The sequence below is a fragment of the Rhodosalinus halophilus genome, assembly GCF_003298775.1.
Lineage (GTDB): Bacteria > Pseudomonadota > Alphaproteobacteria > Rhodobacterales > Rhodobacteraceae > Rhodosalinus > Rhodosalinus halophilus.
Genome location: NZ_QNTQ01000015.1, coordinates 107,103 through 121,324, shown reverse-complemented (window position 1 = coordinate 121,324; position 14,222 = coordinate 107,103). Strand labels below are relative to the sequence as shown.

Sequence of the window (14,222 nt, the reverse complement as noted above, 5' to 3'; positions counted from 1 at the left end):
CGGACGCGCGCCGCCTCATTGCGCGGCCAGGCCTTTCGGCCCCGCCTCGGCGGCGCCGCGGGCGAGCGCGGCGGAAACGGCTTCGGCCAGTTCGGCGAAGGCCGGTGTCAGCTCCACCCCCTCGGCGCGCGGGCGCTCGAGCGTGACGGGGATATCCGCCACCACGCGCGCGGGACGCGGCGAGAGCACGAGGACGCGGTCGGAAATCAGCACCGCCTCCGTGACGGAATGGGTGACGAAAAGCGTGGTCGTCCCGCGCGCCTCCCAGAGTCGGGGCAGATCGTGCGCGAGCTGTCGGCGCGTGAGCTCGTCCACCGCGCCGAAGGGTTCGTCGAGCAGCAGAAGCTCGGGCTCGGTCACCAGGCACCGCGCGATCGCCGCCCGCTGGCGCATCCCGCCAGAGAGCGCGCCGGGCCGCGTCGTGCCGAAACCTTCCAGCCCGACCAGCGTGAGAAGCCGCTCGATGGCCTTCGGGTCGGCGCGGCGGCGCGCGAGCTTCAGCGCGAGCGCCACGTTGCCCTGCACCGTGCGCCAGGGCAGCAACGATGGATCCTGGAACCCCACCGCGAGCCCCGCGCGCGTCCGCACTTCGGCCGGCGTCTCGCCGCCGATCCGCACGGTGCCCGCGCTGGGCGCCTCGAGCCCCGCGATCATCCGCAGGAGCGTGGACTTGCCGCAGCCCGACGGCCCGACGAGCGCCGTGGTGCGGCCGCCCGCGAAGTCGAGGTCGAGCGGCGCGACCGCCTCGAGCGTGCCGGCCGGCCCCTCGAAGCGCTTGGCGATCCCCTCGCAGCGTATCCCGGGCGGGCCGGGTTCAGCCGGCATGGACCTCCTCGAGAATGGACCGATCCCAAAGGTCGGCCGAGACGTCGCGGCCGAGCACCGCCAGCGTCTCGATGTTGCGCGCCACGGTCTCTTCTGTAAACCAGCCGAAGCCATGCGCGTCGGTCAGCTCGGAAAACATCAGCGGCACCTGCCGCTCGGCCTGAAGGCGCTGGGCCTCCGGGTCGAGGCCGGCGTCGGGGAACATCTCGAGCGTCAGGTCCACCGCGGCGTCGAGGTCGGCGCGATAGGCCTCCCACCCCATCGCCTCGCCCCGCAGCAGGCCCACGAGCTGCGCGCGACGTTCGCGCAGGCTCTCGTCGGTGGCGATGTAGGTCTGCGAATGCAGCGCATAGCCGTGATCGGCCATCAGCATGGTCACGCTCTCCACCCCCTGCACCGCCATCGCCACGGGCAGGTCGGTCGCCCAGCACAGCAGGCAGTCCACCTCGCCCGCGAGCAGCGGCGCGGCGGAATACTGCGTGGGCACGATCTCGATACGGTCGATATCCACATCGTTGAGGGTGCAGAGCGCCTCGAGCACCGGCATGTTGGCCAGCGCCATTCCGATCCGCTTGCCCATCATGTCGGCGGGCGCGTTCACCGGGTTGGCGGGAAGCGAGGCGATGGCGAAGGGGTTCTTCTGCATCGCCACGCCGATGATGCGGAAGGGCGCGCCCTGCGCCACCGCCGCCGCGGTGTAATCCGCCGCCGAGACGCCCACCAGCGCCCGGCCAGAGACCACCGGCGGCTCGACCGGCGCATTGGGCCCGCCGGGCGCGAGCGAGACATCCAGTCCCTCGCCGTGCCAGATGCCGCGCGCCTTGGCGATGTAGGAGCCTGCGAACTGCACCGAGTGCAGCCACGAGAGCTGCAGCGTCACCGGCGTGCCGTCATGCGCGGCGAGCCGTGCGGGAAGACCGAGCGCGGCGGCCCCGGTCGCCGCGCCGCCAAGCGCCAGCACCCGGCGGCGACTGAGGGAGAGATGTCTGTCGGTCATCGGGTTTGCCGTCCTGTCCTGCGCCTGACATGTCCAGCCTAGAGCCCTCGGCGCGCCGATCAAGCCGTGCGGCGAAGCGGCCCGCTTCAACGGCTCGCCTGCCGCGCGCGTCCGCCGCTCGAATAGGCGGCGAGAAATCGGTCGCGGAAGCGCTCCATGCCCTCTGCCGGAGCCCCCTGGTCGGGCAGAAGGCCCTCGCGCCAGCCCCAGCGCGCCGCGCGCGCGACGAGGTCCGGCGGCCCGATCAGATGCGCGGGCACCGCCCGGCTATCGTCCATCGCGACGAAGCCGGCCGGCGGATGATCGCCGAGCACGAGCATCAGGGGCGGCGTGCCTCCGGCCTGCCGCGCGGCCCAGTCCGTCACCGTGCGCAGGCTGTAATCGATCGCCTTGCGGTATTGCGCACGAATCCGGTCCGCGTCGCGCCAGACGACTTCAGGCGGATCGCCCGAGGTGGCCCAGCGGTCGAATATCCGGCCGTCGCCCACCTCCTCCCAGTCCACGAGCTCCGGCACCGGCACCCAGGGCGCGTGCGAAGAGATCAGCGCGATCTGAGCGAACCATGGACCCTCGGCCTCGAAAAACCTCTCCGCGCGAGCCAGCGTGAACTGGTCAGGCATCGTGACCCAGTTGAACGGCTGCCCCGCATAGTCCAGCGATGCGGCGTCGTGGGCCTCGTCGAAACCCATGCGCGCGCTCTCGGGCCAGGCGAGGGTGATCGCGGGCATCACGGCGGCGGTGCGGAAGCCCGCCTCCTGCGCCAGATGGAAGAGCGTGCGTCGTCCGCTCGCCAGCGCGGCGGAATGGCGGGTCTGGTCACTGATGCGCAGCCCGGTGGAGAGGGTGAGATGCGACAGCCAGCTGCGCCCGCCCGCCGTGGGCGCCTCGAGCCAGCCGGACCGCATGGCGAAACCACGCGATTCGAGCCGCGCCTGCGCCTCTTGCAGCGTCTTGCGGTGCGTGCCCGCATAAAGCGGTTGCTCCAGGCTCGCGCGCCCGTAGCTCTCGATGAAGACGACGAAGACATCCGTGCCGATCGCGTCGAGCAACGGCCCCGCGCCGGCGTAGGGATCGCGCCGCGCAGCGGTGCGGAAGGCGGCGAGATCGGCGCGGGCCGCGAGCGTGCGCGCGACGGTCTCGGCGCCCACGCGGGCGGTGAAGGCCGCGCCCGGCGGCTGCGCGGGCAACCGCCACTGGCCCAGGGAGTGCCCGGCTTCGGCCACGGCGACGACTGTCGCCGCGGCGGCCGCGCCTCCGGCCAGCAGCGGCCACCGGCCGGGCAGCGCGAGCGCCGCCCAGCGGCCTGTCGCCCACCAGAGCGCCGCCGCCAGCCCCGCCAGCGCCGCGACCAGGGCGAGACCGCCGAGCCCTGCGAGCCAGGGTCCGACCGCCCCCGAGGCCAGCCGCCAGCCGGCGATCGCCAGCGGCCAGTCCACCAGCGGATTGACGCCGCGCGCGAAGGCCATCTGGCTCGCCAGATCGGCGAGCTTCAGCGCGGCGAGCAGCGTCAGCAGCCCCACGAGACCCGCCCGCAGGTAGCGCGTGACCGCCGCCGCCGGCGGCAGCGCGACGAGCGCCGCCAGGATCACCGGAAGTTCGAGCGGAAAGAGCAGCAGCGCGCGCCAGATGACGGCCGCGGGATGGTTGGGCTGGATCAGCACGAGATGCAGAAGGAGCGCGGCCAGCGCGAGGCTGCTGACACGCAGCGCCGTGCGCCTCATCCCCGCCGCCGCGCCTGCCAGAGCGCCAGGATGTCGGCGGCGAAGGAGGCGGCGACCAGTGTCGCAGCGGCCAGACCCAGCGCCTGCGCCGCGCGCCCCTCGAGCGCCGGGGTGAGCAGGGCGACGAGCACGGCGAGTTGCACCACGCAGATCGCCTTGCGCCGCACCCGCTCGGGCAGCGGCGCGCGCAGCCAGGGCAGCGCCGCGCCGGCGAGCAGGAAGAGATGCCGCGCCGCCCCAAGCACGACAGCCTCGACCCAGCCGATCTTGCCCGCCGCGAGCGCCGCGGCCGCCAGAACCAGGGCGAATAGCGCATCGATCTCCACGTCGAAACGCGCGCCGAAGCGCGACACGAGCCCCCGCCGGCGGGCGAGCCAGCCGTCCGCGCCATCGAGCGCCAGGGTGATGGCGCCGATCCCCGCCAGCACCCAGGCCTCGGCGACGCCAGGGCCGCTCGCCAGCGCCGCTGCGAGGAAGACCGTCAGCGTCGCACGGAGATGCGTGACGGAGTTGCACATCCCCAGCGAGCGGTGCGGGTAGCTGCGCGCCACCGCCGCGATGGCCAAGCCCGTGACCGCCGCATGTCCCGAAAGGCTGGCTGCCCAGACCGGAGGCTCGATCCCGCCGGGCCAGAGCGCCAGCGCACAGGCCAGCAGCGTCAGGTGCAGCGCGCCCAGCGCGGTCAGTTGCACCGCGGGCAGATCGCCCGGCCAGAGCGGTCGCCGCGCCGGTGACAGGTCTGTGCCGAGAAGCGCCATGCAGGCCTCCGTGTCACACAGCCATCACAATAGCGCGCCCGCGCGCGCTTCAAGCCCCTGCGGCGCGATTGATGAGTCGCGCGGCGGCGCTATCTGCCTTAGGATCCGAGGCCGGGGGACCGATGACCGGATACCGCACAGCTGCCCGCCTGTTTCACTGGATCGTCGCGCTTCTCGTGCTTGCCACGATCCCGGCAGGGCAGATCATGATCCAGGAGGGCCTGACCCGATCGGTGCAGGACACGCTCTTCATCTTCCACAAGAACGTGGGTGTGCTGATCCTCCTGCTCGTGCTCGCGCGCCTCGCCTACCGGCAGGTCGCGCCGCCCCCGCCGCTGCCCGCCGCCGTGCCCGACTGGCAGCGGCGCGTCGCCTGGGCCAATCATGCGGCGCTTTACGTCCTGCTGATCTTCATGGGCGTGACCGGATACCTGCGCGTGCGCGCCGGCGGCTTTCCCATCGAGGCGCTGGACGCGTTGGGGATACCGCCGTTGGTGCCCGAATCGGAGCCTCTGGAGGAATGGGCGAAGGCGGCGCACTGGTGGGGGCGCCTCGTGCTGGTGGCGCTGATCGCGCTGCACATTCTCGCGGCCGTCTGGCACGGGGCCATCCGGCGCGACGGCGTCTTTTCGCGCATCTGGCCTCCGGTTGCGCGCTGAACCCCGCCGGCCCGCGCAGCGACAGACCCCGCCGCCTTGCCGCGCGTCGGCGCACCGATATCTGTGGCCGAACACGCAACCCGAAGGTGAGCGATGACGGCCCATATGCCACGGACCTTCGCGCCGTCGCAGCTGCCGGTGCCCCCGACGCTGCCACGGCAGCGAGCGAAACCGTACCGGACCGCACGGGGCGCCGTCGCCTCGCTCACCGTCGCCCTGGCCGCGCCGGTCGCGGCGGGCGGCGCGCTGTCGATCGCCGAGACGCCCGCCGGCGCCCTGGCGGCGCCGCTCTTCGCGCTCAACGCGCTCTGGGTGGGCTTCGGCGGCGCGACCGCCCTGGCGGGCGCGGCGGCCGCCTGGCATGGCGGGCGGCCGTCCCGGCCTGCGCCGCTGGGAAGCAGGACGGCGGTGCTCTACCTGATCTGCAACGAGCCGCCCGAGGGCGTGGCGGCGGCCGCTGGTCGGCTCTGGCGCGATCTGCAGCGCACGGGCCTCGCGCATCGCACCGACATCCATGTCCTGTCCGACAGCCGCGCCGCGGCGGAGCCTGCCGAACGCGCCGCGCTCGCGCCGCTCCTCGCGCAGGGCGCGCTGCGCTATCGGCGTCGCAGCGATAACCGGTGGCGCAAACCGGGCAACATCGCCGAGTGGGCGGCACGGCACGGCAAGGACTACGACCAGATGGCGGTGCTGGACGCCGACAGCCGCATGAGCGCCGCGCGCCTGGCCGGCATGATCGGGCGGATGGAGCGCTGCCCCCGTACCGGTCTGATCCAGTCGGGGATGCGGCTGCTCCCGCCGCGCAGCCGCTTCGGCCGGAGCCTGCGCCTGTCGTCGCGGCTGGGCGGGCCGGTGGCGACCGCAGGACTCGCCGCCTGGACCGGGCCGGCGGGCAACTACTGGGGCCACAACGCGCTGATCCGGATGGCGGCCTACCGCGCCGTGCGGCGGCTGCCGCGGCTGCCGGGGCGCGCGCCGCTGGGCGGCGAGATCCTCAGCCATGATTTCGTCGAGGCGGCGCTCATCCGCCGCGCCGGCTGGGCCGTCGAGGTCGATCCCGAGAGCCGGGGAAGCTTCGAGGATGCGCCACAGACGCTCGCCGCCTTCCACAAGCGCGACCGGCGCTGGGCGCAGGGCAACCTGCAGCATGCCCGGCTGCTCGCCCTGCCCGGCCTCGATCCGGCGAGCCGGCTGCACCTCGCCTCGGGCGTGATGAGCTATCTGGCCGCGCCAATATGGCTGGCTCTGGTGCTGCTCTTCGCCACCGGGCTCGCGCCCGCGCCGGGGCTCTGGGCCCTCGCCGGCGTGCTCGGACTGCTGGCGGTGCCGAAGCTGGCGGCGCTCGCGCTGCACCTGCGGCGGGCCAAAGGGGCGCGTGCGCGCCGTATCGCGCTGCGCGCCGCGGGGGCCGAGGCGGCCGTCTCGACGCTGATCGCGCCGCTCCTTCTGGTTCGGCAGACCGGGGCGGTGCTGGCGGTGCTCGCCGGGCGCGACTGCGGCTGGAAGCGCGCCGAGGGGCCGTCGCGCCTGCACCTGCCGCAGGGCGCGGGCGAGGCCGGGGCGGGGTTCGCGCTCGCGGGGGTCGCCTTCGCCGCCGGCCCGGCGGCGCTGCCCTGGCTCGCGCCGCTGGCGCTGCCGCTCGTGATGGCCCCTGCCCTCGCCCGCTGGCTCGAGGCCCGCGCGTGATCCGGCGGCGCGCGTTTCTGGCGGGCGGCGCGGCCGCGGCGGCCCTCGCCCGGGCCGGGACGGCCGGCGCCACGCCGTCGCGCGGGACTTCGCTGGTCGAGCGCGCAAGGCGCCTCGCAACGCATCCCTACGCGCGGCGTCACCCGCCACTTCCGCCGCCCTTCGACGCGCTCACCTACGACAGCTACCGGGCGATACGCCCGAAGCCGGGTGCTGCGGCCCAGCTGCAGCTGGGGCCCGGCTACGCCTTCGACCTGCTGCCGCCGGGCTTCTATTTCGACACGCCTGTGACGGTCGAGATCGCAGGCCCCGAAGGGCTGCGCCCGCTTCCGTTCTCCCCGGCGCTCTTCGACTTCGACCCCCGCTACTTTCCCGGCACGATCCCAAAGGACGCGCCGGGCGCCGGATTCTCTGGCCTGCGGCTGCGGCATCCGCTGAACGAGCCCCAGGTGATGGACGAGGTGCTCGTCGTGCAGGGGGCGAGCTACTTTCGTGCCGTGGCCGCCGGCACCCTCTACGGCCTCTCGGCGCGGGCCGTCGCCCTCGGCACCGGCGGGCCCGCGCCCGAGGAGTTCCCCGAGATCGTCCACCTTCGGCTGACGCCCGCCACCCAGAGCGCGCCGCCGGTGATCGAGGCGCTGATCGACAGCCCCTCGCTCGCCGCCTGCCTCACGCTGCGGCCGGAGCCCGGTCAGCAGACGGTGACGCGCTGCGCGCTCAGTCTCTTTCCACGACGCCGGCTCGACGCCGCGGGCCTCGCGCCGCTCACCTCCATGTTCTTCAAGGGGCCGATGCAGCCCGCGGTGGCGGACGACTTCCGGCCGCGGGTGCACGACAGCGCGGCGCTCAGGATCGACAACGGCGCGGGCGAGACGCTCTGGCGTCCGCTGGCCAATCCCGCGCAGGTCGAGACCTCGGCCTTTCTCGACCACGGCCCGCGCGGCTTCGGGCTGATCCAGCGGCCGCGGGACTTCGCGGGCTTCGAGGACGCGGAGGCGGGCTATCATCGCCGGCCCACGGCATGGGTGCGCCCCTCCGGCGACTGGGGCCGGGGCGCGGTGATGCTGGTCGAGATCCCGACCGCCGACGAGTTCATGGACAATGTCGTCGCCTTCTGGCGCCCGGAGCGCCCGCTGCTGCCCGGCGTCGAGCACCGTTTCGCCTACGACATCCTCTGGTCGGCCGCGGCACCGCACGCACCGGGCCTTGCCTCGATCAGGGACAGCCGCAGCGGACGGGTTCACGACCGTCCGGGAGCGCGGCAGTTCGTCGTCGATTTCGCGACGCGCGACGCGACGCTCACCCCCGACCTCTCGGTTGACGGAGAGGGGGTGCGCGCCGAGGGGCTCGCGGCCTATGCGCTGCCCGGGGGCCACGGCCTGCGCGTGGGCTTCCAGCTCCTGCCAGGGAAGGCCGAACGCGCGGAGTTGCGGCTCGTCCTGCGCGATCGCACGGGTCGTGCGGCCAGTCCCGTCTGGCTCTGGCGCTGGACACGCGCGCGGGACGGCGGCGTCTGAACCGCCGGAGCGCCGCGTGCCTTGCCGCGCGTCCCCGCGCGCTATGTTGTCTTCGAGCCGCGTCGCAGGAGACTCCCGCATGTCCCGTCCCCCGCTGTCCCGCGCCCTGCCCGTTCCCTCCGGCCGTCTCGCGCGGCTGACCGGGTTCGGCGGGGTAATGGGGTCCGTAGCCGGAGGTCTCGCCGCAGGCGGATTGCGCGAGCTCGCCCGCGGCCGCCGGCCGGAGATTCGGTCGCTCCTGCTGACCCCGGCCAACGCCGCGCGCCTCGCCGACGAGCTCGCGCGGATGCGGGGCGCGGCGATGAAGGTGGGCCAGCTCGTCTCGATGGACGCCGGCGAGATCCTGCCGCCCGAGATCGCCGAGCCGCTCGCCCGCCTGCGCGCCGAGGCGCACCACATGCCGCCGCGCCAGCTCCGCGAGGTTCTGGACGCGGAATGGGGTGTGGGCTGGCAGCGCCGCTTCGCGCAGTTCGAGGTGCGCCCGATCGCGGCCGCCTCGATCGGGCAGGTCCACCGCGCCACGCTTCCCGACGGCCGGCGGCTGGCCGTCAAGGTGCAGTATCCCGGGGTCCGGCGCAGCATCGACAGCGACGTGGCCAATCTCGGCGGGCTGCTGCGGATGTCGGGCGTGGTACCGCGCGGCGTCGATCTCGCCCCTCTGCTCGAGGCCGCGCGCACTCAGCTTCACGAAGAGGCGGACTATCGCGGCGAGGGCGCGCGCATGACCGCCTACGCCGCGATGCTGGTGGGGCGGGAGGACTTCCACGTCCCGGCCGTGCACGACGAGCTGACCACCGACAACGTGCTCGTCATGGACTACGCAGACAGCCAGCCGCTCGAATCGCTCGAGCAGGCCCCGCAGGAGACCCGCGACCAGGTGGTCGGGCGGCTGCTCGCGCTCGCCTTGCGGGAGCTTTTCGACTTTCGGGTGATGCAGACCGACCCCAATCTCGCCAACTACAGGCACGATCCGGTCACGGGCCGCCTCGTGCTGCTCGACTTCGGGGCGGTGCGGGAGATTCCCGCCTGGCTGTCGGAGGGCTTCCTCAGCCTCCTCGCCGCCGGGCGGGCGGACGACCGGGCGGCGCTCGAACGCGCGGCGCTCGACCTCGGCTATCTGACCACCGGGATGCCGGCCGCCCAGCGCGCCGATCTCGTCGATCTCATGCGCCTGTCGCTGGAGCCGCTGCGCCGCGGCGGCGTCTTCGACTTCGGCAGCTCGGACATGGCCCGCCGCGTGACCGAAGCCGGCGAGGCGCTGTCGCGCCGGCAGGAGGCCTCGCATGTGCCGCCCGTGGACGCCCTCTTCGTGCAGCGCAAGCTCGGCGGAATGTATCTGATGGCCACGCGGCTCGGCGCCCGGATCGACCTCGACCGGCTGATGGCGCCGGCGCTCGGGGCGCGGGCCGCCGCCTGAACGGTGCGCGCGGGCGGCCTTGCCTCCGCCGCCGATCCGCGGGATCACTCGACCGGACCCGAGGAGGCGCCAATGTCCGATCCCGCCCGCCGCCCGCCGCGCTTCGACGCGCTGGCCGACCTGCCCGACGTGCCGGCCGACACGCTCGGGCTGGAGGCCGAAGAGATGCGGCGCCTGGGCTACAGGGTCGTCGACATGGTGGTGGATCGCGCCATGCGCCGCGGGCAGGAGCCCGCGATCCTGACGGGCGCGCCGGAAGATCTGCGCGCGGCGCTGGGCGGGCCGCTCCCCGAGGCGCCCATTGACCCCGAGGCTTCGCTGGACCTCATGGCGGAGGTCGCGCTCGCGCATCAGCAGCATGGAGACCACCCGCGCTACTTCGCCCGCGTGCCGGGGCCTGCCGCCTTCGCCGCGATCCTGGGCGAGTGGATGGGTACCGGCTTCAACACGATCTGCGCCAGCTGGGGCGGCGCCTCCGGCCCGGCCATGGTGGAGCTGGTTGTGATCGACTGGCTGGCCGAGATGCTGGGGATGCCGGCGGAGACCGAGGGCGTGCTGCTCTCGGGCGGCTCGATGGGCAACCTCACCGGCTTCGCCGCCGCGCGCGCGGCCCTCGGCCCCGGCGTGGCCTATCTCACGGATCAGACCCACGCTTCGCTGCCCCGCAACCTGCGCACCCTGGGCTTCGCGCAGGAGGAGATCGCGAAGCTGCCCGCGGAGGCGGACTGGCGCATGTCGGCCGACACCCTGCGCGCGGCGATCGCCCGGGACCGTGCGGCGGGGCGGCGCCCGATGATGGTCGTGGCGACGGCGGGCTCGACCAACACCGGCGCCGTCGACCCCCTGCCCGAGATCGCCGAGATCTGCGCGGCGGAAGGCCTGTGGCTGCACGTCGACGGTGCCTACGGCGCGCCTGCGGCGATCACGCCGGAGGGCCGCGCGGCGCTCGCCGGCATGGAACGCGCCGATTCGCTCGCGCTCGACCCGCACAAATGGCTCTTCCAGCCCTACGACCTCGGCGTCTGCCTCGTCACCCGGCCCGGCGCGCTGGAGGCCGCCTTCGCCATTTCGCCGGAATACCTGCGCGATGTGCGGCAGGCGGGCGATGCGGTGAACTTCGGCAACCGCAGCCTCGAGCTCTCGCGGCGCTCGCGCGCGCTCAAGCTCTGGATGTCGCTGCGGACCTATGGCGCGGACCGCTTCCGCGCGGCCGTGCGCCGGGGCATGGAACTGGCCGAACTTGCCGAGCGGGTGCTGCGCGAGCGCCCCGGCACCTGGGAAGTGGTCACGCCCGCGCAGCTCGGCATCGTCTGCTTCGCGCTGCGCGGCGCGGACGCCGGCAAGCACGAGGCGGCTGCGCGCGCGGTCTCGGAAAGCGGCTATGCCTGCGTCACCACCACGTCGCTCGGCGGGCGCAGCGTGCTCCGGCTCTGCACGATAAACCCGCTGACGACCGAGGACGACATCCGCGGCACGCTGGAACGGCTGGCGGCCGTCTGACGGCGCGCTGTCTGCATCGCCGCAGCGGGCCTCTCCGCCCAACAGGTTTCGGATCATCGAAACCGCCGGACGTGGCCCGCCCGGAACGGTTGCGCTAGGGTTGCCGCGAGGCCGGCAAAGGGGCGCAGGGATGACGACCACACGACGAAACCTGATGGCAGGCCTTGGCGCCCTCGCTCTGGCGGGATGTGCCGGGACGGGCCCGGCCCTTGCCCCCCGCCCGGCCCCCGAGATGCGGCCCGTGGCCAACCCGGCCTTCGATGCCTGGCTCGCGGGGTTCCGCGCCCGCGCGGCCGGCGCAGGCGTCGGCGAGGCGACGCTGGCGCGGGGCCTGCGCGCGGCGGGTTACCTGCCCGGCGTGATCGAGCGCGACCGCAACCAGACCGAGTTCACCCGCACGCTCGAGGATTACCTCGCCATCACCGCCTCCGACGAACGCATCGCCACCGGGCGGCAGATGCTGCGCCGCCACGCCGGGCTTCTGTCGGAGATCGAGGCGCGCTACGGCGTGCCGCCGGAGGTGGTCACCGCGATCTGGGGGGTGGAGAGCCGCTACGGCGAACGGCGCGGCGACATTCCCGTCGTCTCGGCCACGGCGACGCTGGCCTTCGACGGTCGGCGCGGCCCCTTCTTCGAGCGGCAGCTGCTGGCCGCGCTGCGCATCCTAGACCGCGGCGACACCACGCCAGAGCGGCTGGTGGGCAGCTGGGCCGGCGCGATGGGGCACACGCAGTTCATCCCGACCACCTATCAGGCCTATGCCGTGGACTTCCGCGGCGACGGGCGGCGCGACATCTGGTCCGAGGATCCGACCGACGCGCTGGCCTCCGCCGCCGCCTATCTCGACCGGATGGGCTGGCGGCAAGGGCGTCCCTGGGGGCTGGAGGTGCGGGCGCCGGCAGCGCTGGCCGGGGCGCGCCGGGCCAAGCGGTCCGTCCCGGACTGGCGCGCGGCCGGTGTCACGGCCGCCCACGGCGGCGCGCTGCCGGATCACGGACCCGCGGCGCTGATCCGGCCCGAGGGCGCGGCGGGGCCCGCGTTCCTCGCCTTCGGCAACTTCGAGGTGCTGGCGCGCTACAACAACGCGGTGAATTACGTGATCGGCGTGGGGCACCTTGCCGACCGGCTGGCGGGGGCGGGTCCGCTGCGCGCCGGCTTTCCTCCGGACGAGTTCGGCCTGACCATCGACGACCGCAAGGAGCTGCAAAGCCGGCTGACCGCGGCAGGCTTCGACGCGGGCGCGCCTGACGGGGTGATCGGGTCGGGCACACGTGCAGCGATCGAGGGCTACCAGCGCGCACAGGGTCTGACCGTGACAGGGGAGCCGTCCCGCGCGCTTCTGGCGCGGCTTCGGGGCTGAGCGGGCAAGCGGTTTGAAAACCGCTTGCAAGCCGCTTCGAAGCGGCTTGCAAGGGCCTTTTCTCAAGGCCCTTTCACGCCTCCCAGGTCACGCCGCCGCCCATCACCGTGAGCGCCGCGCGGGCCGTGTTCAGCCGGTCCGGCGTCATCGCCTCGAGGTCGTGGTCCATCACCGCAACGTCGGCGAGGTAGCCTTCCTTCAACTGCCCCTTCCGATCCTCTGCGAACTCAACCCAGGCATTGTCGAAGGTATAGGAGCGCAGCGTGTCCATCAGGCTCTGCCGCTGGTCGACCCAGGGCGCGGGCATCTCGAGCGGCGCGGCGGCCGCCTTGACGCTGTCCATCACGTCCACCTGGATCACCGGCCAGTCGGTCGAGAAACACACGCGCGCACCGGTCTCGCGGATCGTCTGCCAGGCGAAGGCCATCGGGATCTGGTCCGCGTGCAGCACCGCGTCGAGGCCATGCGCCGGGAAGATGTGGCCGCGCGGCGCGTGGCCGGGCTGGATCGAGGCGACGACGCCGAGCTCGGCGAAGCGCGGCAGATCGTCGGGGTGCAACACCTCGATATGCTCTACCCGGTGGCGGCTGTCGCGGATGCCGTTCGCCCGCTGCGCTGCCTCGTAGCCGTCGAGCGTGCGGCGGATCGCCAGGTCGCCGATGGCATGGGTGGCGATCTGCAGCCCCATCGCGTCGATGCGCACGCAGGCCTCGGTGTAGTGGTCGGGCTCGAAGACGGGATCGCCGATGTGGTCGGTCCCCGGATAGGGACGGATCATCAGCGCCGTGCGGCTCTCCACCACGCCGTCCATGAACATCTTGACCCGGTTGGTCCAGAGCTTGTCGCCGGCGAAGCGGCGGCGCATCTCGCCCGCCTCTTCCAGACGGTCGAGGGGGTCGAAGCTCTTCAGGTGGAAGGGGATCTCGGTCCGGCAGAGCAGCTTGCCCTCGGCGTCGAGCTCTTCCAGCAGTTCGGCGGTGTAGAAATTGCCGTCCATGTTGTGCAGGCCGGTGATGCCGTGGCTCGCGCAGTGCCTGAGCCCCGCGGCGATGGCGTCGCGGTCGCGGGCGCGGTCCTGCGGCCCCGGCATCGGCACCGGGTTCGCGCCGGTCACCAGCCCCTCCATGTCGCGCCCGCCGTAGCGCGTGTGCCGGAGCACGGGCTTGTAGGCGCCGGGCTCGCGCAACTCGCCCGTCGCCGTGCCGTCGGGCGCCATCACGATCTCGCTGCCTGCGTCGGTCTCCCCGCCGTGGAGGATGCCGCCCAGTTCAAGCGCCTTCGTGTTGGCCCAGATCGTGTGATGATCCGCCGCGAACATGGCGAAGGGGCGGTCGGGCAGCACCTCGTCCAGATCCTGCCGGGTCGTCTGCCGCCCCGGCCCCATGATGTCGTAGGCGGCTTGCACGGCGAAGACCACCGTGTCGTCCGAGCGGGCCGCCTCGGCGCGCACGGCCTCGCGCAGCGCGTCGAGGCCCTGCACGTCGTAGAGGTTGAGGTAGTCCAGTTCGACCGACCCGCCGAAGAGGTGCACGTGGCTGTCGATGAAGCCCGGCAGCACTGTGCAGCCCTGCGCGTCGAAGACTCGGGTGCCGGATCCGGCGAGCGCGCGGATCTCCTCCGTCGAGCCGACGGCGGCGATCTTGCCGCCGGTCAGCGCGAGCGCCTCGGCCCTGGGCCGGGCGTCGTCGAAGGTGATGAGCTTGCCGTTCAGGATGACGAGATCGGGCGTGGCGGGCATTGCGGTGCGTCTCCTCGGGACACGGGGGCAGGGGCGCCACGCAT

The 14,222-nt window shown here is 73.4% G+C and carries 10 protein-coding genes and 1 pseudogene; 6 read left to right on the top strand and 5 right to left on the bottom strand.

Features of this window, described 5'->3' with window-relative positions:
* Nucleotides 1–15: 15 nt before the first annotated feature.
* The 4 genes and pseudogenes from DRV85_RS15280 to DRV85_RS15265 all read right to left on the bottom strand — a co-directional run.
* Nucleotides 16–714, bottom strand: a pseudogene (locus tag DRV85_RS15280) (ABC transporter ATP-binding protein); the annotation flags it as partial.
* Between the two features lie 100 nt (nucleotides 715–814).
* Nucleotides 815–1,822 (bottom strand): ABC transporter substrate-binding protein, encoded by a 1,008-nt coding sequence (locus tag DRV85_RS15275; protein WP_113290344.1) that lies wholly within the window; start codon nucleotides 1,820–1,822, stop codon nucleotides 815–817.
* 86 nt (nucleotides 1,823–1,908) lie between these two features.
* Nucleotides 1,909–3,543 (bottom strand): sulfatase-like hydrolase/transferase, encoded by a 1,635-nt coding sequence (locus DRV85_RS15270; protein WP_113290343.1) that lies wholly within the window; start codon nucleotides 3,541–3,543, stop codon nucleotides 1,909–1,911.
* Entirely contained in the window at nucleotides 3,540–4,301 is a 762-nt protein-coding gene (locus DRV85_RS15265; protein WP_113290342.1) for a CDP-alcohol phosphatidyltransferase family protein, read from the bottom strand. Before DRV85_RS15265 ends, DRV85_RS15270 begins: the two co-directional genes overlap by 4 nt.
* Nucleotides 4,302–4,423: 122 nt before the next feature.
* On the opposite strand from DRV85_RS15265, the gene DRV85_RS15260 reads away from it, so the two are divergent.
* The 6 genes from DRV85_RS15260 (at nucleotide 4,424) to DRV85_RS15235 (ending at nucleotide 12,440) form a co-directional block, all read left to right on the top strand.
* Nucleotides 4,424–4,960 carry a cytochrome b gene (locus DRV85_RS15260; protein ID WP_113290341.1) on the top strand — a complete coding sequence of 179 codons (537 nt, stop codon included), beginning with the start codon at nucleotides 4,424–4,426 and terminating at the stop codon, nucleotides 4,958–4,960.
* Nucleotides 4,961–5,065: 105 nt separating this feature from the next.
* Nucleotides 5,066–6,646 carry a glucans biosynthesis glucosyltransferase MdoH gene (gene mdoH, locus DRV85_RS15255; RefSeq protein WP_158540173.1) on the top strand — a complete coding sequence of 527 codons (1,581 nt, stop codon included), beginning with the start codon at nucleotides 5,066–5,068 and terminating at the stop codon, nucleotides 6,644–6,646.
* Entirely contained in the window at nucleotides 6,643–8,163 is a 1,521-nt protein-coding gene (locus DRV85_RS15250) for an OpgD/OpgG family glucan biosynthesis protein (protein WP_233495537.1), read from the top strand. Before mdoH ends, DRV85_RS15250 begins: the two co-directional genes overlap by 4 nt.
* 79 nt (nucleotides 8,164–8,242) lie before the next feature.
* On the top strand, nucleotides 8,243–9,580 hold the full coding sequence (locus DRV85_RS15245) for an ABC1 kinase family protein (protein WP_113290339.1): 1,338 nt from the start codon (nucleotides 8,243–8,245) through the stop codon (nucleotides 9,578–9,580).
* A gap of 72 nt (nucleotides 9,581–9,652) precedes the next feature.
* Nucleotides 9,653–11,080, top strand: a complete 1,428-nt coding sequence (locus tag DRV85_RS15240) for a pyridoxal phosphate-dependent decarboxylase family protein (RefSeq protein WP_113290338.1) — start codon at nucleotides 9,653–9,655, stop codon at nucleotides 11,078–11,080.
* A 130-nt stretch (nucleotides 11,081–11,210) separates the two neighbouring features.
* Nucleotides 11,211–12,440, top strand: a complete 1,230-nt coding sequence (locus tag DRV85_RS15235; RefSeq protein WP_113290337.1) for a lytic murein transglycosylase — start codon at nucleotides 11,211–11,213, stop codon at nucleotides 12,438–12,440.
* A 73-nt stretch (nucleotides 12,441–12,513) separates the two neighbouring features.
* On the opposite strand, the gene DRV85_RS15230 is transcribed toward DRV85_RS15235, so the two are convergent.
* The gene (locus DRV85_RS15230) at nucleotides 12,514–14,178 is read right to left on the bottom strand and encodes an amidohydrolase (RefSeq protein ID WP_113290336.1); all 1,665 of its coding nucleotides are present in this window, start codon (nucleotides 14,176–14,178) and stop codon (nucleotides 12,514–12,516) included.
* Nucleotides 14,179–14,222 lie beyond the last annotated feature (44 nt).

Bases quoted from the DNA above. Each gene is read 5' to 3' on its own strand.
- mdoH (WP_158540173.1), top strand. From the start codon at position 5,066: ATGCCACGGACCTTCGCGCCGTCGCAGCTGCCGGTGCCCCCGACGCTG.
- DRV85_RS15240 (WP_113290338.1), top strand. From the start codon at position 9,653: ATGTCCGATCCCGCCCGCCGCCCGCCGCGCTTCGACGCGCTGGCCGAC.
- DRV85_RS15260 (WP_113290341.1), top strand. From the start codon at position 4,424: ATGACCGGATACCGCACAGCTGCCCGCCTGTTTCACTGGATCGTCGCG.
- DRV85_RS15245 (WP_113290339.1), top strand. From the start codon at position 8,243: ATGTCCCGTCCCCCGCTGTCCCGCGCCCTGCCCGTTCCCTCCGGCCGT.
- DRV85_RS15230 (WP_113290336.1), bottom strand. From the start codon at position 14,178: ATGCCCGCCACGCCCGATCTCGTCATCCTGAACGGCAAGCTCATCACC.
- DRV85_RS15235 (WP_113290337.1), top strand. From the start codon at position 11,211: ATGACGACCACACGACGAAACCTGATGGCAGGCCTTGGCGCCCTCGCT.
- DRV85_RS15270 (WP_113290343.1), bottom strand. From the start codon at position 3,543: ATGAGGCGCACGGCGCTGCGTGTCAGCAGCCTCGCGCTGGCCGCGCTC.
- DRV85_RS15265 (WP_113290342.1), bottom strand. From the start codon at position 4,301: ATGGCGCTTCTCGGCACAGACCTGTCACCGGCGCGGCGACCGCTCTGG.
- DRV85_RS15275 (WP_113290344.1), bottom strand. From the start codon at position 1,822: ATGACCGACAGACATCTCTCCCTCAGTCGCCGCCGGGTGCTGGCGCTT.